Annotated in this window: 13 protein-coding genes and 3 pseudogenes; 9 read left to right on the top strand and 7 right to left on the bottom strand. The window is 41.5% G+C overall.

Annotated features, from left to right (window positions below; genetic code table 11):
• Window positions 1-65 precede the first annotated feature (65 nt).
• From ACM0OZ_RS08575 to ACM0OZ_RS08590, 4 genes and pseudogenes are all read right to left on the bottom strand, one after another.
• Window positions 66-608, bottom strand: coding sequence for a carboxypeptidase-like regulatory domain-containing protein (locus ACM0OZ_RS08575; RefSeq protein ID WP_414582372.1), 543 nt, complete (start codon window positions 606-608; stop codon window positions 66-68).
• 143 nt (window positions 609-751) lie between these two features.
• Window positions 752-2,692, bottom strand: a pseudogene (locus ACM0OZ_RS08580) (phosphopantetheine-binding protein); the annotation flags it as partial.
• Between the two features lie 858 nt (window positions 2,693-3,550).
• Window positions 3,551-6,508 (bottom strand): annotated as a pseudogene (locus ACM0OZ_RS08585) (beta-ketoacyl synthase N-terminal-like domain-containing protein); the annotation flags it as partial.
• A gap of 224 nt (window positions 6,509-6,732) precedes the next feature.
• Window positions 6,733-7,020 carry a hypothetical protein gene (locus ACM0OZ_RS08590; protein WP_073630933.1) on the bottom strand — a complete coding sequence of 96 codons (288 nt, stop codon included), beginning with the start codon at window positions 7,018-7,020 and terminating at the stop codon, window positions 6,733-6,735.
• Between the two features lie 32 nt (window positions 7,021-7,052).
• Between ACM0OZ_RS08590 and ACM0OZ_RS08595 the strand changes: the two genes are divergently transcribed.
• Window positions 7,053-7,208 carry a hypothetical protein gene (locus ACM0OZ_RS08595; RefSeq protein WP_414582373.1) on the top strand — a complete coding sequence of 52 codons (156 nt, stop codon included), beginning with the start codon at window positions 7,053-7,055 and terminating at the stop codon, window positions 7,206-7,208.
• Between the two features lie 890 nt (window positions 7,209-8,098).
• On the opposite strand, the gene ACM0OZ_RS08600 is transcribed toward ACM0OZ_RS08595, so the two are convergent.
• The gene (locus ACM0OZ_RS08600; protein ID WP_414582374.1) at window positions 8,099-9,460 is read right to left on the bottom strand and encodes a ParB N-terminal domain-containing protein; all 1,362 of its coding nucleotides are present in this window, start codon (window positions 9,458-9,460) and stop codon (window positions 8,099-8,101) included.
• A gap of 1,043 nt (window positions 9,461-10,503) precedes the next feature.
• Between ACM0OZ_RS08600 and ACM0OZ_RS08605 the strand changes: the two genes are divergently transcribed.
• The 7 genes and pseudogenes from ACM0OZ_RS08605 to ACM0OZ_RS08635 all read left to right on the top strand — a co-directional run bounded on the left by ACM0OZ_RS08605 (window position 10,504) and on the right by ACM0OZ_RS08635 (window position 17,294).
• Window positions 10,504-11,697, top strand: coding sequence for an ABC exporter membrane fusion protein (locus ACM0OZ_RS08605; protein ID WP_414582375.1), 1,194 nt, complete (start codon window positions 10,504-10,506; stop codon window positions 11,695-11,697).
• Window positions 11,698-11,839: 142 nt separating this feature from the next.
• The gene (gene devC, locus ACM0OZ_RS08610; RefSeq protein ID WP_414582376.1) at window positions 11,840-13,015 is read left to right on the top strand and encodes an ABC transporter permease DevC; all 1,176 of its coding nucleotides are present in this window, start codon (window positions 11,840-11,842) and stop codon (window positions 13,013-13,015) included.
• Window positions 13,016-13,116: 101 nt separating this feature from the next.
• Complete coding sequence (locus ACM0OZ_RS08615) at window positions 13,117-14,121, top strand: NAD-dependent epimerase/dehydratase family protein (protein ID WP_414582377.1); 1,005 nt, start codon at window positions 13,117-13,119, stop codon at window positions 14,119-14,121.
• 368 nt (window positions 14,122-14,489) lie between these two features.
• Window positions 14,490-14,624: pseudogene (locus tag ACM0OZ_RS08620) on the top strand (glycosyltransferase family 2 protein); the annotation flags it as partial.
• Window positions 14,625-14,671: 47 nt separating this feature from the next.
• On the top strand, window positions 14,672-15,139 hold the full coding sequence (locus ACM0OZ_RS08625) for a DUF2141 domain-containing protein (protein ID WP_414582378.1): 468 nt from the start codon (window positions 14,672-14,674) through the stop codon (window positions 15,137-15,139).
• A gap of 204 nt (window positions 15,140-15,343) precedes the next feature.
• Window positions 15,344-16,603, top strand: a complete 1,260-nt coding sequence (locus ACM0OZ_RS08630) for a glycosyltransferase (RefSeq protein WP_414582379.1) — start codon at window positions 15,344-15,346, stop codon at window positions 16,601-16,603.
• Window positions 16,604-17,111: 508 nt separating this feature from the next.
• Window positions 17,112-17,294: a hypothetical protein gene (locus tag ACM0OZ_RS08635; RefSeq protein WP_414582380.1), complete on the top strand. Its 183-nt coding sequence runs from the start codon at window positions 17,112-17,114 to the stop codon at window positions 17,292-17,294.
• A gap of 210 nt (window positions 17,295-17,504) precedes the next feature.
• On the opposite strand, the gene ACM0OZ_RS08640 is transcribed toward ACM0OZ_RS08635, so the two are convergent.
• Window positions 17,505-19,091, bottom strand: a complete 1,587-nt coding sequence (locus tag ACM0OZ_RS08640) for a GMC oxidoreductase (protein WP_414582381.1) — start codon at window positions 19,089-19,091, stop codon at window positions 17,505-17,507.
• A gap of 39 nt (window positions 19,092-19,130) precedes the next feature.
• Complete coding sequence (locus ACM0OZ_RS08645) at window positions 19,131-19,964, bottom strand: SDR family NAD(P)-dependent oxidoreductase (RefSeq protein WP_414582382.1); 834 nt, start codon at window positions 19,962-19,964, stop codon at window positions 19,131-19,133.
• Between the two features lie 930 nt (window positions 19,965-20,894).
• On the opposite strand from ACM0OZ_RS08645, the gene ACM0OZ_RS08650 reads away from it, so the two are divergent.
• The gene (locus ACM0OZ_RS08650; RefSeq protein ID WP_414582383.1) at window positions 20,895-22,160 is read left to right on the top strand and encodes a glycosyltransferase; all 1,266 of its coding nucleotides are present in this window, start codon (window positions 20,895-20,897) and stop codon (window positions 22,158-22,160) included.
• Window positions 22,161-22,191 lie beyond the last annotated feature (31 nt).

The following is a 22,191-nucleotide window of genomic DNA, read 5'->3' on the forward strand; positions in this document are numbered from 1 at the left end:
AGGGTAAATTGATGTCTTAACCTCTTTCAAAACTCAAATTGAGAGGCTATTTATTCTTCATATTTTTAAGAAAAGATTGATGAAGTTAAACCTTCATAAACTGAATTCACAGAAAGAGGCAATACTTGTTGAAGGTTGATAAGATTGTCTGGTGTTTCTAGAGGCGGCGTTTCTTGAGGCGGAGGTAAAGTTAGTGCCGCTACAATTAAAGCTAATACTACCATAATACCTGCTAGAATTGGTAGTAAATTATCCTGATTTTCTACCTCTTGAGCATGAGGAGAGACATTATGAGGAGAGACATTATGAGGAGAGACATTATGAGGAGAGACATTATGAGGGTAGACGAGTCGAATATCACCAATATCTCTATCATCAGGTAATAGCCTGATGAAGGAAGAATACGTTTTGTAGCCCTTGGCTTCTATTGTTATTTCTCCTTCAAGTACATTACTGTCATCAAATGGAACTTGAAATTTATAAATTCCTTCCAAGTCACTGTACACAACAACTGAAGAACCGGGCAAATTAATTGAGACTTTAGCTCCACTTATAGGAGCTTGTTTCTCTCTATCAAGAACGCGACCAATATAATTGATTGCTGCCATACTTTTAGGTGAGGGAGTGAGGGAGGGGGATGAGGGGAATCAGGAGGATGAGGGAGATGAGGAGGATCAGGAACAAACTCCTCATTTTGAATTTTGAATTTTGAATTGATTTCTCCCCCTACTCCGTCATCTTCCCTATCTGGTTAACTCTTGGGAGTACTAATCAGGGTGACTCGTCCGTGGGAACCGTAAGCGACTTCCGTAATGTAACGATTGGGGTCGTGTAGCTCGGCAAAAATGTGACGTGCTGACTCTTGGGCATTAATATCAGGACTCAAGTCAATTGCTCGGCAAAATACTTGTTGCCATTCCCAGTTGAGAGTCTTAGTTAATCCAAATAGACCAGCGCTGATGGGACCAAAGTGGACATTTTGTCCTAATCCAAAGGCTCCATCAAGACGAGCAACGGTGCAGAAACAACTGCGTCCATAATGTGTGGCTTCATTGAGAGATTTTTTCAGGTGTTTAGCCATGAGAAAGACGTGCTTGACAATCGCCTTTTCCTGTTCAAGATAAGGAATTTTGCCGTTGCGGATGACCTCAAATACTGGATTTAGATGGATGAAAGCACCAATTGAACCGTATTTAGTGGAGATGGTGGCTAATTGTTGTTGTAGATGTTCCTCACTTAAATCTGTGAGATTTACGCGATTCACGCCTGCAGGTAAAGGTGAATGTTGTGGAACAAGCGATAGGGGGAAACTTAAAACAACAATTTTCCAGCCTTGCTCTGTGAGAATTTGAGCTAATTGGGAAGTGGTGAGGGAGCCATCATCGGTGAGTAAACCGATGTGCCCCTCTGGTAAGGTGAAATCTAAAAAATCCGGTTGAGGCAGGACTTTTAGTTTGACTTGACGACGCAAAGGATTGTTATTTAAGTTAGCTGATGGGTTGGAGGAGTTGTTCAGAGGCTTTTTTTTTTCCGTACCAACTAACTTTTGCAAATACTCGACAATTTGACCGATGGTACGTAGTTCTCCCAGTTCTTCCACATTCGGTTTGGGCAAATTGGGGTACATTTCCTGCATTGTCCCCAAAATTTCCACTCGCTTAATCGAGTCAATCCCTAAATCTGCCTCCATATCCATGTTCAAATCCAGCATCTCTACTGGGTAACCTGTTTTTTCACTCGTGATTGCCAACAAAGTTTGACCCAAGTCTGTCAAATCTGTGTCTGCTGATTCTGTTTCAACGTTGACTGTGGCACTTTCGGTGAATGGAGTTGAGTCTGAAATGAGGAGGTGAGGTGTTGGTTCAGCTTCTACAAAAGAGTTTGGAACGGAATAGTTCTGTGTCTCAACTTGCTCGTGTATTCTTGCGTCTTCTTGTACGGAAAGAGTAGTTTCTACAGTAGATTGAACGGTAGATTGAACAGCAATCGATGGAGAAGCAGTGGATTGCAGACATTGAACAATTTGACCAATGGTGCGTAGTTCTCCCAGTTCTTCTACGTTTGGTTTGGGCAAGTCTGGGTACATTTCCTGCATTGCCCCCAGAATTTCTACACGCTTAATGGAGTCAATCCCTAAGTCTGCCTCCATATCCATGTTCATATCCAACATTTCTACTGGGTAGCCTGTTTTCTCACTGATGATTGCCAACAGGTTTGTACCCAAATCAGCCACATTTACACTAACACCAGAGGTGGTTGTAGAAGAATCTGTGGGAGCGACTTCTGTCCTGACTGCTACAGTTTCGGTAACTACCGGTGAGGAGATGGGGAGGGGAGCAACCGATGGGGTAACAGATGGAGTAACAGATGGAGCTACAGATGGAGTAACAGATGTAACGGATAAGTTATTTGTGGGACTAACAGCGAAACCATCAGTATCCGCTACAAAATCTGTTGCTTTGTGTATTTGCGTTTGAGTGCCAACTTCTAGAAATGAATGCAACTGAGCATCCATTTTGACTACGGGCTGTGCTTCAGTTGCTGCTATCTGGTGAGTGGGAGGAACTAGGCTGTCTTGTTTGGTAGCCGTTGTTTCTAAAGCAATGAGATGGTTTTGTTCTTTATTTGGATCTGTCGTTAGTTCAGTTATTACTTCAGAGGATACTACGGGTTGAGTTATCGCCAGCTTACCATTGATGATCTGTGAGTACTCTTGCTGTATGAGTTGGAAAAAGTTTTTGGTGTATTCTACCTGAGAGTTAAGATATTGCTCGTGGATGTGTAAAGTTTCACTTTGTTGAGCGTGAAACTGCATCATACTACGCTCTAACCTTTCCATGAGAACTGGCTTGAGCTTTGCAGCTTCTTGTGAAGATGTGCTGTTGGCAAACAAAGAATTTTGCTGCTGCATCAGTTGGAAAAAGGTTTTAGCATATTCCTTCTGATGGTTGAGATAGTGCCCGTGAACTTGTAAATTCTCGCTTTGATTTTGCTGAAATTGTGCTAGGACGTATTCTAAGCTTGCTAAAACCTGTTGGTAATTCACGGGTTTATCTGGACTTGTTTGCATTTTCGGCTGTGGAATGGGTTGAGGTGAAGGAGATGAGGGAGATGAGGGGGATGAGGGAGATGAGGGGGAGAGAGGGAGAGAGGGAGAGAGGGAGAGAGGGAGTGAGGGGGATGAGGGAGATGAGGGGGATGAGGGAGAGGGGGATGAGGGAGATGAGGGGAGTGAGGGAGATGAGGAGGTGGGGGGTTCCACAGTTGGAGTTATGGGGTGAACTTCGCCGCGTCCCCGCGTTCCCGCATCTCCGTGTCCTTTTCCATTTGTTGCCTTGTCCTCAATCTTCTGGTTAGTAGGGAGTAGGGATTTATTTGTATGCCCGTTGCTCTCTGTAACTGTTGCTGTGGGAGTGGCGGTGATCGTGGTTAAAGTGACTGAGGGTAGCTTTGAGTCGGTGGGAGTGTTATTCTCAGATGTGCTTGCAGGTAATTTCACTTTGTGACCATCCTGCAAAGCTTGCTCAAATGCCATTTTTGTTTTTTCTGACACGTAGTTAATGCCATTTAAAGGCACTCTCAACCCTTTGCTTTTCTCGGTTGCAGGAATAGTTTGTGGCAGTTGGTAGGGGTCGAGATTTTTCAAGGACAAACCAGCTACGCGTAACTGCACGACGGCTTCCCTTAAGGAGCGATCGCTGTCTTTTGAGGTGCTGGGGTTCAAAGCCACAGTTAGGTGGGGGCGATCGCCTAAAATATCTTTCACCAAACCTGTGAGAATTTTCTTCGGACCAAATTCAACAAAACAAGAACCACCCGCTGCATAAATATTTTCAATTTCCTGCTTAAACAGCACCGCGTTAGACAGGTGAGTTTCCAGAATTCTTTGAATATCTGCTGCTTCCTTGGAATACTGCTTTCCTGTCACATTCGTGTAAACAGGGATTTTCGGATTTTGGAAACTGACACTCTTGATTGCTTGGGCAAAGGCTTTCTGAGCAAAAGCAATCAGCGGTGTATGGAAAGCTGCTGACACAGGTAACAAAACGGCTGCATATCCTTGTTCTTGTAGACTCTGGCGCACTTTCGCTATTTCCACCGCAGGTCCTGCTAGCACCACTTGACGAGGAGAATTGAGATTAGCAATTGTCACCCGAGGGAACTGCTTGAGCACTACTTCTATCTTGCCGACTTCTTCTTTGACAGCAAGCATAGCCCCTGCATCGTAATCTGGATCTTGGGGAGCTGCCATTGCTTGACCCCTGGCTTTCACCAAGAAGCAGTAATCTTCATCACTCACAACACCCGCAGCCCATAAAGCTGTGAGTTCTCCAAAGCTGTGCCCTGCGGTGAAATCTGCCTTAAACCCAGCTTGTTGCAGTATTTTATATTGCCCAGCGCTCAACATCCCAATTGCTGGTTGAGCATATTCTGTACGCTGCAATGCAGCAATTTGAGCATTTTTTTCCATCTCCTCAAACACGGGATGAGGAAAAACGATTTCCGACAGGGGCTGCAAATTATCCTTAAGCAAAAGGCTATCCATGTAGCCAAAAAGACGGCGCAAGGTGGGGAAATTCATCACCAGTTCCCGACCCATATCCAAGTATTGAGAACCTTGCCCAGAGAATAAAGCAACAACTTTTCCACCTAACTCAAGACCAGAAGAGCGGTAGTAAATTCCTTGGGGATGCTCCCATGAGGAGTCTGAGGCTCTAGTTTTTAGTAACTCAATACTGATTTGCAGCAATTTGCAAGCCGACTCACAAGAAGCTGCAACAAAGCCGACTCTTGCAACGTTGAGAGGAATGTCTTGTGATTTACACGCCTCTACAAGTTCTACATAATTTCTATTTCCGTCCTCAGATTGCAATTTACCCAAAATCTCTTGACAGTTTGCTAATAACTGTGCAGGAGTTTGAGCAAACAGCAACACCTCACTGGCAGTATTGTGTATACGGTAAGCGCGCTCTTGTTCGGCTTCGTATTCTTCCAAGACAACGTGATAGTTTGTACCGCCGAACCCAAAAGAACTCACACCCGCACGTCTTGGCGCTTCCCCTTCGGCACGAATCCAGGGTCTAGTTTCGGTATTTAAGTAAAACGGCGAGTTTTGAATGTTGAATTTGGGGTTGGGTTGAGTAACGTTAATTGTGGGTGGTAGTATCTTGTGATGCAAAGCCAAAGCCGTTTTGATTAAGCTTGCGGCACCCGCTGCAGCTTTCGTATGTCCAATTTGGGATTTAACACTGCCAAGGGCAATGTACTGCCTTTTTGAGTTTTGTTCCCCAAAAAATTCTTTTATAGAGGCAAATTCTGTGGGGTCACCAGCCATGGTACCTGTGCCATGAGCTTCAATCAAACCGACACTCTTAGGTGCAAAGCCTGCATCTTCATAAGCACGTTCCAAGGCTTTGACTTGTCCTTCTTGTCGGGGTGCATAGATGCTTTTATACCGCCCATCGCTGGAGGTGCCAATTCCTTTAATAACAGCGTAAATTTTGTCGTTGTCTCGTACAGCGTCTTCTAGGCGCTTGAGTACAACCATACCGACACCTTCACCTAGCATCATTCCATCAGACTTGGCGTCGAAGGGTTTGACGTTGTCACTAGGAGAGACAGCAGGCGTTTTGCTGAAACACATAAAAGCCATGATGGTGTTGTCAGTATCAACACCACCAGTCAGCATCAGGTCGCAGCGGTGTTCTACGAGTTCGCTAATTGCCATTTTTAGAGCAGCTAATGAACTGGCACAAGCAGCATCGACGACGCAGTTTATCCCGCCTAAATTTAAACGGTTAGCAATTCTGCCAGCAACGACGTTACCTAACATCCCAGGGAAAGCATTCTCATCCCAGTTCACGTAAGCGCTTTTGATTTTCTTGATGATTTTTTGCGTATCCTCATCAGATAAACCACTACTTTTCAGCACCTTTTCCCAAACGGGATATTGCAACCTAGCTGCAAGTGGTAATCCCAGTTGGCTTCCAGCCACGCCTAAAATCACCCCAACAGTCTCACGGTTAAATTCGCGCGATGTATCATACCCTGCATCTTCCATTGCCTCTTTTGCAACTACTAAACTTAATAGTTGCGCAACATCTGTCACTTCCAAGATGCTGGGGGGAATCCCAAATTCCATCGGGTTAAAATCAACATATGGGATAAACCCGCCTCGTTTGCAGTAGGTTTTTTCTTCTGGTGTTCTCGGATTCGGGTCATAGTAATCTTCTATGTTCCAGTGTGTCGAGGGAACATCAGTAATCCCGTCAACTTTGTTAATGATGTTTTGCCAGTATTCTCGCAAGTTTCGAGATTTTGCAAAAAGAGAAGCCATACCAACGATGGCTATAGGGTTATCTTGTAATTTTCTGTTAATTTTGTTAACCGACAAGGATTTATCAGACGTCATTTTTTTCTCCTCAATAAACTTATACACAGCCTTCTCAAAGTTATTTATCTGGGCTGACAATTCCGCCAAGGCAGTATCAATTGAATGAGCAGACATAGGACATAGACTAATCGTGAGTAGCGCTTAAGAGGATGCTGCGGTGACTTTTGTGGCGAGTTCAAGACAGGACTATTTCCTATTTAAAGCAGCTATCCTATCTGCAAAGAGTAAAAGATTCTGTTCAAATCCACACCACATAAGAAATACCACCCTGGTGAGTTCATGCTCAACCGCGTTTCTAAAAGGTTTTGGCAATATCACAGCAATTTTTGCCAAAAATGCTATACAATGCTCGACTCCTGATGTTGTGGTAGTAGGTCGATGACATTGTTGAAACTCGTAAAATAGTCTTGCAGGGCGATCGCTGCTTGACCACTAAATTCAATCCATTCCGAATGACATAAATTCTGAGGATTTTGAGCAATTGTTTCCCCCTGGAACGCTGGAAACTTGGGAGTAGCTATGAGGACAGAAACGCTTTTTTCTCCAGAGCTTGTTTGATGATTTAGCTTAACTGCGGCAACGTAGCTGGTGTTAATAACAACGTTCTGTATCTTGATAAATGCCATGGGAAGTTTCAACGTCCAAGATAATATATTCTATGGAATTTGACAAACAGAGTTTGACAAATCAGTTACAGAAAAAACACCCCTCTATACCTGAATACATGGAAAAAAACGAACAAATAATCGAAGAATTACTTGGGGAAACGCAAGCAGGTTTTTTTTTAGTTTTTCGCTCTCAATTAACTAAATAATGTACCTGGCTGCCTTGAAACATGAGAATTAATAAAAAGACTAGCATAAATGATGAAAACTGAATAGTTCGTTTTTAGCAATTTTGAAAGGAAATATTGTTCGCAGATATGAACTTTTTTCAAAAATAAAAAAGTATATGTGTTTACTATTATTTAGCGTCCTCTCAAATTCTTTATTAGGCTTGTAAGATACAGCAATTTTCAATTAGGTAGAATACAGGGAATTGCTGTGCCTCTACCATATGGTTTATAGTTTGCTTTTGAAAGCCCTGTAAAATTGGTTCTCATAAAGAAATCAGTGTGTTTTTTGTAAATTCGCCGACTATTTACCACTTACCAGTTATCAGTTATCAGTTATCAGTTATCAGTTATCAGTTACCAGTTATCAGTCAACAGGGATTAGTTTTTTTTGTTCACTGTTCACTGGTCACTGTTCACTGTTTTAACAAATACATATACTAACAGAATAGGTATCAGTGTGTTTTTTATAAAAACATGAACTTGTGATTTTTAGTCTTAATTATAGATACAATATTACAGCTATTTTAAAAGGATTAGACCACAAATTGTCGGGTGGATATCTCCCATCAAAAGCCCGTAATATCGACACTTAAGGTATTGTGTGGTATAGCCCTACTTACAGGAAAGCGCTGTCAGAGTTGAAGAAACCAACACTAAAAAGCTAAATTTTGATGCTTTGAAGACAAAATTAATCCATAGCAGTCCTAAATGATTTATGAAAACCTCTGTTTTTGCTCTTTGTGTTCTTTGCGTCCTAGCCTTCGGCACGCCACTTCGTGTCTACGTGGTTCATACTTAAAATAATTTTCACCAATCAAATAGGATTGCTATATGTAGGTTAATTTGAGGTGATCCAAACCAACTCAACTTTATACGTCAAATGACCCTGTTTTCTCTGCTTGCTTACCAGTCCACTCTTGCCATCGCATAATTCCGCGACTCACCAACTCCGGATTCTCACCCCCAATAAAACAGGTACGTCCCATCCTTTCGCAAGCAATCAGGATTTCACCGTGTCCCATAAACGGGGCAATGACAAAATTATTTTGATTGGTATACATATTTAATAAGTAAGCGACTATTCCCTCCACTCCTTCTATATGAATAGGTATCTGTGGCTTGGATATTGATTGGCGCGAAAAAATACCTACATACAAATTACCAAGGACTAATTCATATTGAAATGGCATCCGAGTGCGGCTGCAAAAGTCATAAATGTTGCCCTCAGAGCGTAGTACAGCGACAAGGCGAGCTTCATTTACTAAGTAATCATGATTCCAGGTTGGGGAAAGGGTAGCGATCGCCAGAGATGCATCACCAGGAAGCAGATCCATGAACTGTTTACTAGCAGTATCTCCACAATAAACTAAATGCTGTTGGTTGAGCATCCATTCGTCACCAACATTGACCGAAGGTTTGTGAGCAGCAACTGTTGGTTGACCGGCTTGAGGTTGCTCAAGCAGAGGTTGGGCTTTCTTGGCAGCTGACTTAGCTTCTCGTTTTGCCATAGCAATTTTGAAAGCTTGCAACTGTAACTCTTGTTGCCTCAGCCGCCATTGCACTGCTATTTTAGCTTGCTTTTGGGCTTCTTGTTCGTCTCTTTTCGCCTGAGCTAACTCTAGAGCTTGTTCCGCCTGTTCTGCTAAGGCGCGTTCTTTACTCCCTGTTCTAGCTATCCTGATCAGCTCCGTTTTTATGCCAGCGATGGGCGTACTCTTGATTTTCTGTTTGACTTCCTGATGAATATCTTTAGCAATTTGCTTATCGTGCTGCAAGCTACGCTCGCTGTATCCGATTTCTTTGGCAAATTCTAAATTGGTCTTAGGAGGTGGTGAAATCATTTCACCACCTTTGAGCGTATGCTGGTTATCCCCAGCTTTAGCCATCAGTCCCAGTCTGTCCAGAATTTTCTGGCGCTCCAATAGCAGTTCTGCTCGCTCTAGGGGTTTTAACTCATTGCGGATAAAATTCTCGTCAATCTCCGCCAAACGAGCTTGATCAGCATCTTCGTAATCAACAATATTACACTGGATTTTTTCTAAACCAAGTAGCTGGCAAGCTGTCAGGCGGTGTAGCCCAGCAATCAAGTTCAGCTTTCGGTCTACTGTGATTGGGTTCAACAGACCATTAGCTTGAATTGATTCCTTCAGCTCTTCAACCTTGTCGCCGCTTATGGGACGGCGGTTACTACCAATTTTAATTTGGTCTATGGGCACTGATTTTATAGGCATAATTGCTGCTTTTTAGTGTTGTCAGCGAAAATACCAACAATAAGATATAGCTAGTTTATTTCATCAGTACTATCAAAAACAGAAATTTCATGATAATTCTGATAAAAATCGTTTATAACTCGCCATTGTGCTAAAAGCCATTGAAAATATGAAGTATAAAGTATGAAGTATGAAGCCAGCAGTTCTTTGTTGCGGATACCTCCAAAGCATGAAATAAAGCTGTTGAACCAGTATCTTAGCTCCACGTTTTATTTTTGGGGCTTGAATCTGTATATTTCTTCTCACTTCACCCTTAAACCTTCTTCATTCTTTTACAGCTATGCTTGCAGGTATTGACTTAGAACCTTGGAAGTCAATCGCCATCAGAAAGTTCCCGGTTTCGACATTTAGGTTTTAAAACAGTGACCAGTGAACAGTGAACAGTGGCCAAAAACTGATAACTGATAACTGATAACTGATAACTGGTAACTGTAAAAGATGAGTTGTTGTCATGCCCAATCACAATAGTTCTGCTCACAGAAAACCCTTTTTTAAAGAAACCAAGTTTATCTAAGGTTTCTCTGCAATTGTTTGTAGTTTCTGCAACATTTTTTCTACATTTCGTTCTTTCAAAATTGGAACTAGTCAACAATAAATTAGGAGAAAACTTCTGTAGAGTCACTGCTTGACAAAATCAAAGTTTTTTGGCAGTATGGAAGACAAGTTTTCGCAAATTATCTACGACGCTTCGTTTTGCTTGAGACTGAGGTTTTTTTGACAGCATTTCTATGGTTTTAAAGTAACTTATCGAATGTTTACATTAGGATAAAAATTAGTAGATTTTTGTGTCACATCACAATCTGTTTTCCCACCGACATAGTTATTCGTGGTGGCTTTGTTCTAAGTAATTACGTACAAAAGTTTCTAAAACTTATCAGGTTCCTATACGAATTTCAAATCCATATAGGAAAAGTTCTTGCAATGAATTTTCAGATGCATCCACAGTCATCAACTGATATAGCCATCTAGGCTACCCTTCGGCATAACACAATTGAGATGAAAATATGGCAGCAGAAAAGCAAAGCGAGTTATACACGAAACCTCCGTCTCGGTGGCAAATTATCTTAGCAGTTCTTATTGCTTCAGCTACCGGGCTCTTATTTTTTCAAAATGTTTCACGAAGGTCTAACGTTCAAACTCAGCCAGCAAAAGCCCCGAAGGCTGCCCCAACTAAAGTTGCTGTTACTGGCTTGGGACGTTTGCAGCCTCAAGGTGAAGTGACCAAGTTGTTTGCTCCCAGTTCACAGAGCGGTGTCCGAGTTGAAAAACAGCTGGTCAATGAAGGAGATGAAGTTCGGGCTGGGCAAGTCGTGGCTTTGCTGGAAGGTTATGCTCGCAGTCGGGCGGCTTTACAACAAGCTTTAGACAAAGTTCAAATTGCTCAAGCTCAACTGGCGCAGGTTAAAGCTGGAGCTAAACCAGGAGACATAAACGCTCAAAAAGCGGCGATCGCTCGCTTAGAATCGCAGTTAACAGGAGAAGTGGCGACTAAGCAAGCGACAATTGCCCGTTTGCAGGCTGAGTTAGAAAATGCTCAAACTGAAAACAATCGATATCAGCAACTTTATAGAGAAGGTGCCATTTCTGCTTCCACAGCAGATAGTAAGCGTTTGCAACAGCAGACAGTGCAGCAGCAACTGACAGAAGCCAAAGCTAACCTCAACAGTACTGTTAACACCATAAGCGACCAGCTTAATGAGGCAAAAGCCAAATTAGGAAGTCTTAAAGAGGTACGTGTCGTAGATGTGAAGTTGGCAGAAGCCGAAGTTCAAAGTGCTATCACTGCTGTTCAACAAGCAAAAGCAGACTATAATTTAACCTACCTCAAATCTCCCATAGATGGCAGAATTTTGGAAGTTCACGCCAAAACTGGAGAGGTGAGCAGTAATCAAGGGATTGTTGAGATAGGTAAAACATCTCAAATGTATGTGGTGGCGGAAATTTATCAAACTGACATTGGCAAAATCCGTATCGGTCAAAAAGCCACCATTACCAGCACTGCGTTTCCTAAAAAAATAAAAGGAACCGTAACAGAGATTGGTTTGCAAGTTGACAGACAAAATATCCTCAGCGTTAATCCAGCAGCAGACACAGACCGCAGAATCATTCAAGTGAAAATCCGCATTGATGATCCAGCAGATAGTCAAAGGGTCGCAGGTTTAACCAACTTACAAGTGGATGTCGCCATTCACATTTAACCCACGAGCACTCAAAAATTCAAAGTTCAAAGTAAAAAAATAGTTTTAAATTTTGAACTTTGAATTTTAAATTTCCCCAAAGGGGGTGGCCCCTACTGACGTCTTACATTGGCATTACACACCTTTTTAATAGGCTGGAATCATGGTTTTTAAAACTCCTTTGGCATGGCTGCAACTTCTGCGAAACAAAGTTCGTTCTCTTGTGGCTGTGGCTGGTATTGCTTTTATTGTCATTTTGATGTTTATGCAACTTGGTTTCCAAGATGCTCTTTATTCCAGCGCCACCCAAGTGCATCGACATCTCCAAGGTGATTTATTTTTAATCAGTTCTCAATATAAAGCATTAACAGCAAATCAAAGCTTTTTCCGGACTCGCTTGTATCAAGCTTTGGGGTTTGATGGTGTCGAGTCTGTGAGTCCTATGTATATAGGATTTGCCAAATTTAAAAATCCTGTTAACGGTCAAAAATACTCAATATATGTTATTGGCTTTGAACCGGGAAAGCCTGTTATGAATATGCCAGAAATTGAGGCAAATTTAGATAAAATTAAAATTCCTGATGTTGTCCTTTTTGACCGTAATTCTCGACCAGAATTTGGGAATATTGCTCAAAAATTTGAAAAAGAAAAGACGGAGCAATTCATTGAAATTTTTCCTTTTAACTCATTAACTGGTTATAGAGTGAGAGTGGGTGGTTTATTTAGCTTAGGTTCCTCGTTTGGAGTAGATGGTAATTTAATTGTCAGTGACTCAACTTTCATCAGAATAATAAACAACCGTTCAGCAGAAATGATAGATGTAGGTGCAATAACCCTTAAGCCTGGTGCCAATTCGCAAAAGATTCAGCGAGAGTTAGAAGCTAACTTACCTAATGATGTCGTAGTTTTTACCCGTGAAGGATTTATCAATTTTGAAAAAGAATATTGGGCTACCAGAACGCCAATTGGTTTTATACTCAATCTCATGTTATCAATGGCTTCTGTAGTTGGTATAGTCATTGTTTATCAAATTCTTTACAGTAATATTTCCAATCAATTAGTTGCTTATGCAACTTTAAAAGCCATAGGTTATGGAAATAATTATCTATATAATGTTGTCTTTCAACAAGCTTTTATTTTAGCAGTTTTAAGTTACATACCTGCATATGCTTTTTCTTTAGGTTTATATGATTTTGCTATGCAAGCCACTAAATTACCCATCATGATGTCTTTGCACAACGCGATAATTGTCTTAATCTCAACAATATTAATGTGTATGACTTCTGGAGCGCTGGCTATTAACCAACTCCGGTCTACAGATCCAGCAGATATTTTCTAGCATGAGTCATTAGTCCTTTGTAAATACAAAGAACTAATAACTCATCAAAAAGGAAAATTTCTCACAAATAACTTAGCTTCAATTCTTCATTACAATCTTCTATGAACCTCAACAACAAAACTCTCCTCATCACTGGAATTGGCGGATTTATCGGCTCGCGTACAGCAGAGTTAGCTATAGCAAAGGGAATCAAGGTTTGTGGACTGCAAGATTCTTCAGATAAGAACAAAAAAGCGCAAAACTTGGGCGCTAAAGTGATTTATGGCAACGTCACTGATCCAGCAACCGCCCAAAAGGCTTGTCAAGGAGTAGATATAGTTTTGCACACAGCAGAAATTGCCAAAGAAGGTGGTTCGCTCGACCAATTTCGTGAGATAAATGTTAGCGGAACCATTAACATGGCTCAAGCTGCCAAGAATGCTGGTGTCAAAACCTTCGTCCATATTTCCAGTGTTTTGGTATACGGCTTCAACTATCCTGATCGTGTCACAGAAGACGGACCATTGTGTGGTGAGAAGAATGCCTACTGTCAGACAAAAATAGAAGCCGAAAAAGCACTTTTAGAACTGAACGATCCAGCAAATTTTGGCATCATCATCCTCAGACCAGGAGATGTTTACGGACCTGGAAGCATCCCCTGGATAGTTCGACCTCTGTTAATGATGCGGCAAAGATTATTTGCTTATGCAAATGAGGGGCGGGGAGTCATCAACCACACATATATCGATAACTTAATCGATGCTATCTTTCTCGCCATAGAAAAAGAAACATACGGAGAAATCTTCAATGTGACTGATGGACAAGAAACAACTTGGAAAGATTATTTTACACGCTTAGCTGATATAGCTGGTTTACCCGCTCCCTTTTCTCTACCAAAAGATGAACTTAAATTGTTTCTCCAGCTGCGCTATCAAGGACAAAAACTTTTTCGCAAACAAGCTGATATTCTCCCAGAAGTCGTAGATTTTATGACTCGCCCCTATGCTTATTCAATCACCAAAGCACAAAAGCTGTTAAGTTATCAACCAACAGTTGACTTGGAAGAAGGCATGCGACGCACCCAGGAATGGGTGAAAAAAACAGACATCCAAAAATTTATGCAATAGAGTTGTCGCTTCATACCCTGCTCTTAAGTTAATGCGCATCTAAGTTGCAGATTTTTACGTGATGGTAGTTAACAGTCAATTGTCAATAGTTATTGGAATGCATGACTTTGGACTCTTGACTGTCTTCACGAAGAATTATGCAAGCTTATGAAGTACAGGTTACAGCGCTTATTCTTATAATTAGGCCACAAATCGTAGGGTGGACATTGCCCATAAAAGCCTATGTCGTTCACATTTGAGATATTAGTGAGCAATGCCCACCGTACAGAAAAGCGCTGTAACCCTGGACTCTCAGCAACAAAAAGTTACCTGCGTTAAATTCTCAAACAACAATCACATTTCACGGAATCTCTGTACCATTTTTTCTTATGATCAATCATCATCCAAGATTGAGCATCGGACTACCTGTATATAATGGCGAGAAATTTATCAAAGAAGCGATAGATTCAGTTTTGGCTCAGACCTTTGAAGATTTTGAGTTAATTATCTCAGATAATTTTTCTCAATTTCCCAACATTAGCAAAACTCACCTCTTAGTCACTGCAAGATTATGCTGAATCTCTCTAAATTCAGTTTCTATTTACTCGCTACTTTAGCAAGCCTCAGCTTAGCTAGAACCGTAAATGCAGAACCTAGTGCAACACTCACTGTCGTAGTAGATGGGCTACGTCATAAAAACGGTGAAGTTTGCCTGAGAATTTACTCCAGTGAAAAAGGATTTCCTAATAGTAATACTAGTGAAGTACAAAGTGGCTGCACTCAGATAACAGGAAGTTCTGTAAAAAAGCAGTTCTTAGGTTTGAAACCGGGAACTTATGCTGTCGCCGTAGTTGACGACCAAAACGGAGACCACAAACTAAACAAAGACTTTTTAGGTATTCCACAAGAAGGTTTTGGTATTTCCAAAAATCCAACTGTATCAATAACAACGGGTACACCAAAGTTTCGTGACGCCAGTTTTGTGGTGAGGAAAAATACAACCATCAAAATTGTGATGAAATATTCGCTCGACCCTTAAAACAGTAAACAGTTATCAGTTATCAGTTATCAGTGAACAGTTATCTGTATCTAATACTGTTAACTGTTTACTTAACCTTTTGCATAAGTCAATAATTGTCTGTTTTCATCTGCGTTTATCTGCGCTTTCATACCCACGAACGCACGCATTTTTTCAAGAAGTCTACTGACAAACTCTTCACTTAATAAAAGACTAGGCTGAATTATGAAAGAGTTGGTGATATTCCTGTCTAAGTCTTTGCTAAGCTGGTTGGCTATTCAGGCGTGTTTAGCAGTTGTTTTTTTGTTGTACCTGCGCTTATCCCAAAAAAAGTCATTACCAGACGACCAGTTGCCCAAAACTGCGGTGATTCTGTGTTTACGCGGCGCTGATCCGTTTTTGACTAACTGCTTGCGATCGCTCTTGAACCAAAACTACCCATGCTATGATTTAAAGCTGATCGTTGATAGCCAGGAAGACCCGGCTTGGAAAATTGCCACTGATACCATTCAAGAGCAAAGAGCAACCAACGTCGAAATCAGCCCTTTGAGGATAGCGCGCCAAAATTGTAGTCTTAAATGCAGTTCCCTACTGCAAGCTGTCTCGGAGTTGGATGATTCCTACAAAGTCGTTGCCCTTGTTGATGCCGATACAGTAGTCCATCGCAATTGGCTGCGTGAATTAGTCAGCCCTCTGGCACATCCTAAAGTCGGGGCAACAACAGGTAACCGTTGGTATCTCCCCACAGGTAGATATTGGGGGTCTTTGGTGCGGTACGTAGGCAACGTCTCTACAGTGGTGCAGATGTATCTGTTCCGGATTCCTTGGGGTGGGAGTTTGGCGGTGAAAACAGAACTACTTCGCCAAACAGGACTGCTAGATAAGTGGGGGCAAGCCTTCAACGAAGATACCATGATCTGCAAGGTCTTGCAAAAACATGGGATGCAGGTTAAGTTTGTCCCTTCTCTAATAATGCTCAATCGCGAAGAATGCGAATTACCTAACTTAAAATACTCGCTAATGCGCCAACTACTTAGTGCTCGACTTTATCACCCTTTGTGGTTGGCTGTAGTGAGTGATGCTATTTCAAGCATACTGATACCGACTCTTGTCATAGTGTTGTTTCTAGCGGCATTGTTGACTGGAGAATGGAATGTTGCCGCTTTGTCGTTTGGCTACTTTGGCATTTATACGCTGGGATTACTCTTTATGATGCTGGCATTAGAGCAAGGGGTACAGCAAATCATTCGCAAACATGATGAACCGATGACAAAATTGTCACCTGTAACAGTAGTGAAAATGCTAATAGCAATTCCCTTGACACAGTGGGTTTATGGGATAGCGATGGTATTATCCTTGGGGATGCGAAGAGTCAACTGGCGCGGCGTGAGTTATCAAATCAAAGGTCCTTGGGGCGTTCGTTTAGTCGAATACCGCCCTTATGAATTATTAGATCAACCTGGCGATCGTAAGGTTTCTATATAGTTGATCATTAGTAATACGTAATTCACAGGAAACCTCACCCCTTCCCCTCTCCGAAGTTCGGAGAGGGGTGGCGCAGCCAGGGTGAGTTACAAATGCCTTATATCCCCTCCAAAGCTTGTCCTTCGTATATGGACTTTTGCCGTTGGATTGTGCAGGTGGTTCTGCGATCGCAGCGCTCCCTCGAGCTTTGTCTTGCTCAAAAAACGTTGGGTTGTAGAGCGCACTTATGGGAAAGCTGATGGGGTGTCGGCGATTGGTCAACAGACGTTGAGTTATTGCCCAAAACATCTGAGACTTTTATCTATCTTGCCATGATTCCTCCTAAGGTGAGGCGATTAGCATAAAATTTTATCCCTAAAAACTTTTCAAACACCCTCTAAGGCTTGGGTACTAGGTCAAGCGGCTGCATAATTCTTTTTCTTTAACGCTAATAAAAACTAGATGGACTTGGCGTGCCAAGTCTATCCCCGAAAAGGGGTTTTTACATAAAAAATATAGGAGTCAAACCATGTCAGAGCTAGAATACGAACAAAAAATTACTGACTTAGAAAAAGAATTAGCACAGACAAAGATAGAAGCACTAAATTTTTTGGCAGCGCTTAAAGGATTCAATCGCGCTGCTCATGTAAGTGGGCTTAATGATTTGCTCCAGGAGTACTTGCCTAAATTCTCTAAGCTAAAGTCTTTATAGAAATGGTTTTCTAGATGTGCTTTCTTTGGCATGGTTTTTCAACCACTCATTATCAGTCGCTTTTCTGTTGTGATTACACCATACACTTTTTTGGGGGGTTTGAAAACCGGATTTAGTATAAGACCAAAGATGGGGCGAAAGTCTCATCTCTTGGCACTCGCCTATGAGTACAGAAGCCCCAACTATAGTGTCAGCGCGCGTTGGGGTAGTTCACACCCGAATGAGTGCAAGATCTGAGTAACCGGATTTCAGATGACATCCCAGTCTTTCCAGCAGATGCTCTCCCACACGCAGAGCATTTGCCATAATCGTTAGTGATGGATTCAAAGCAGTACTTGACGGGAAAAAGCTACCATCAACAACATAAAGATTATTAACATCGTGTGTACGACAATTGAGGTCAAGCACAGAAGTTTTGGGGTCTTCACCAAAACGGCAAGTCCCACACTGATGTGGAACTTCTCTCAAAGACATTTTGAGGTTAGCATATAGTGAAAATGCCCCATCTCGCTGACGATTCTCAATTGATTTCAAAATTTGATTCCAGCGTTTGATTAAGCGATTCAATGCTTCTTCATTGTTATTTGTATAGTCGAGAAAGATTTTCTCACCCTCAACACGCACGCGATTATTGGGGTCTGGCAAGTCTTCAGTTATGAGCAACCAACTAACAGAATGATTCGCCACCGCTTCAGAGAATATACGAGGCATAAAAGGTGGTCCATTAGCCGCAATTTTATCTTTGTTAAGATTGCCTAGTAATTGTACACTTCCCATTGGGTAAGGAAAATCTTTCTCTCCCCAATAAAAATCATTGATAGCAAGTGTCTTTTGAAAAATTGTCGGATTTTGTTTTGCAGTCAAAGCCATAACCACTGCAAATTTGTGCGCCATGTAATTGCGCCCTACAAGATGAGAACTATTTGCTAATCCATTTGGGTGTTGGTCATTGGCTGATTTGAGTAACAAGACTGCTGAGTTGACTGCGCCACAAGCGACAACAACAATATCCCCAGAAAATATATGACGCTTACCTGCAATTTCTGCTTCAACTCCAGTCACTTCCCGACCAGATGCACTCGTATGCAAACGCAGCACTTTTGCATTGGTCATTAAAGTTAAATTAGGATAGACAAGTGCTGGACGTACACCGTTAATGTCAGCGTCAGCTTTGGCATCAAGAAAACACGGGAAGCTGTCGCAAGTATCACAACGAATACAAGCACTCAAAAAACGATTGACTTGATTTAGCTTGATAGCAAGCGGTTGATAAAATGGATGGCAGCCTTTATCCTTTAAGGCATAGTGGATTTCTTGAATGTAGGGTTCGTGGCTGACTGGTGGAAAGGGATAGTCTTCACTGGTTGGGGGTTCAGTAGGGTCTAAACCACGCTTTCCATGTACTTCGTACAGTTTTTCAGCCTTGGCGTAGTAGGGGGCAAAGTCCCGATACTTCAATGGCCATTCAGGAGAAATGCCACCTTTATGAATGATTTTTTCAAAGTCCTGCTCGCGAAATCTGAATAAAGCACCGCCATAAAATTTGGTGTTCCCGCCAACATAATAGTGTGTGACTGGACGCAATGGTTTGCCGTCTTTTTTGTACCAAACCTCAGAATTTAGGTAGCGTTCTTTTTTATGAACTTGCTCCGAATCCCAATTGGCTTTTTCTTTGGGTAAGAAACTTCCTCGTTCTAAGACTAAAATTTTCTTCCCACTGGGTGCGAGTAAATTAGCTAAAGTTCCACCACCAGCACCCGTGCCAATTATGATGACATCGTAATGAGCCTCAGCCATGCTTACTTTGTTTTTTTGTGAGTAGAGAAATGAGATAACTTAGTTTTGTGCAGAATTTTCGTCACGCATTTGATTTTCTGCACAAGTTCGATTCAGTTTGGTCAAACCAATCCAGCGATAAACTGCATCTCCAAACTTGGGAAAAAGTTGGATTTCAGAAAATAGGAGCTTTGTTAAAATTCCATCGAGTATGACTTCTCCCTGGTTTTTCTTGATCGCATTGATGACGGCGATCGCCACATCAGTTGGTTTGTGAACACGTGCTAAACTTGGCGCTGGTAAGCCAAATTTGAGAAACATTCCTGCTGACGTATACCCAGGACAAACCACGGAAACTCCTACATTGGTATTAGCTAATTCCTGCCGCATTGCATCTGTCCACATAATCATACCCGCTTTACTAGCTGAGTAAATGCTGTTGTAAGGCGCTCCCTTTTTACCAGAACCAGATGAAATATTCACGATGTGACCACTATTACGATCTACCATGCTTGATAGTATCAAACGGGATAATTCCATTGGTGCCAGTAAATTAGTCGTCAATATCGATTGAATATCCTCTAAACTGTAATTTTGGAAAGGTCGATATTTTTCTATTGCAGCATTGTTAATCAAGATATCAATTGGACCTGCAAGCTCATGAATTTGCCGTACTAGAAATGATAATTCTTCTAATTTACTAATGTCAAATGGAATGCTTATTCCTCTACCACCTGCAATTTCGACCTCTCTACATATTTCCTCTAACCTTTCCTTTGAACGAGAAACTCCAACTACAGTTGCCTGTTCTCTTGCTAGAGCACGGGCAAGAAATACTCCAATGCCGCCTGATGCACCAGTCAAAACCACTGTCTTACCTGCTATGGTTTTCATAATTAGCCGCCTGTATTTTAATTCTTGTCAAAGTAGAAAGGTTTCTACTTTTTTTGTTTGGCGGATGTTACGCAGATTCCTGGATAATATCAAGAAACACTGTTTCTTCAATTAATTAATTGCTAATTTAACCCAAGTAAGCAACAATTTTGGTACACTGTACACTTTTTTAGGCAATCTAAGTAGGTCGGCACAAATAAAGTTAATTCCTTAGGACCGTCATTAGTCATTAGTCATTGCTAAAAGTTTCATATTTTTTGACATTTCTTAATGGATATCGGTTTATTTCTACCTATATACTTACAATTTGTGTCTCATAATTGAAGAATTATTCTTGTAGGGTAGGCAACATGAGATGCGCCATAAATGCAAGAGACGGATCGTTTCGGCCATTCCAAAAAAGCAATTAAATCGCGATGCCTAAATCGTTGATGATTTGGTTGCAAATTAAGCAGTTGTGTCTTGCGACAAAATGTAAAATAGCACTAAATAAGCCAGAACATTCATCAAAACCTAATCAGTAACGATGGTAACAAAAATCTAAGTTTGTAGTAACAAAAAGGCTTGGGTAATTTTTTTACTAGGAAACTTCATCTGAGTGGTTTTTGTTATTGTTGGATAATTGCTTAGCCCTATTTATTAGTTGATAGTAGTGAGTTATTAATCACTAACTACTAATACCACTTGTCTGTAATGCACATCATAATTCAGAAAAACCTTGCATTGTATGCTTTTGATTTCTCCGATGATGTGCGGTTTCTTAGAGCATTGGTATAACTACGAACTAAGACAAAAAATATTTTGCACACAATCAACAATTTTACTTAATGCGTAAATCCTAAATTCCAATGTATCATATTTTGCTGGTGTTCTGAAACAAAAGGACATCAATTTTTAGCTCAGAAAAATAGACAATACTGCACAAAAATTATGAACAAGCAACCTCTTCGCATTGCAATTTTTACAAGCTTGTATGCTCCGTTCTTAGCAGGGGTCTCCGTAGCAGTACACCAACGGGTTCGCTGGTTGTTACAGCAGGGGCATGAAGTTTTTCTGATTCACCCTGAAATCAACGACCAGTACCCCAAACGTGTTAGCAATCGACCTATGCCAGGGCTGGATGAGTTAAAGCCTTTCCCCAATTTTTCCGACTATGCATTCCCAACACAGCCACTGATATTTTATAAGTCTCTTCCTCAACCATTGCACTATCGGCATTGGAGCGATACTAAGTTACTCGAAAAGTTCCAGCCCGACATTATAGTGGTTGAAGAAGCGGCGCAAATGAGAGGATTTTACTCGCTTTATTTGCAAGGTTACGGTCGCCCGATTGGCATTGAATACGCAAAGCGAACACGCACTCCAATCATATCTCTGTTCCATACTGATATCGTTGCCTATATCCAATATTACTTAGGAAATCAGTTTTTCAACCTTATTCGTCCCATCATTCCCTTTTTGATTAAGCAGTTCAGTGAAGTTTATGATGTCAATTTGTTTCCTTCTCGAGAACAGCTTGTTAAGTACAAACAGATGAAATCGCAACGCAGCGAATATCTCGCCTTTCAAGGAATTGATTGTCAAAAATTTAATCCCGCAAACATCTCCTACAACCCTATTCCCGACGACCACAGACCGACCCTCCTTTTTGTCGGACGCATTACCGCAGAAAAGAATGTCTTCCAACTCCTAGATGCATATTCAGCGATCGCTGCCAAAATTCCTGACGTCCATTTGGTTATCATTGGCAGTGGTCCCCAAGATGAGGAACTCCGTAGGCGTGCTGAAAAGTTTAAATCCGGTGTGACTGTGTGGGGTGAGTCTCACGGAACAGAACTGTTAGGCTGGTACGCTCGTGCAGATGTTTTTGTCAATCCCTCGTTGACTGAAAACTTTTGCACGGCAAATAACGAAGCGCTGGCTTCTGGAACCCCTGTTGTCGCTGCTGTTGCACCCTCAACCTCAGAGCAGGTTATACCTGGTCGCAATGGCTTTTTAGCTGAACCCAACAACCCAACTGATCTTGCTCACAAAGTGATTTCAATTCTGGAAAATCCTGATCTCAAAGAAGAAATGTCTTTACAGGCTCGCCTCTCGATACTTGAATTTGATTGGTCAGTATGTACGGAAAAGTTTGAAGATAAACTTTATGAGGTTGTTCGAGCATCCAAAAATTTGGAAGTTATGCCTGTTTGAGCAATGGAAGCAGGGGAGGAAGAAGAAGGAG

Source organism: Scytonema sp. PCC 10023 (assembly GCF_963920835.1).
In the GTDB taxonomy this organism is placed as follows: domain Bacteria; phylum Cyanobacteriota; class Cyanobacteriia; order Cyanobacteriales; family Nostocaceae; genus Kalymmatonema.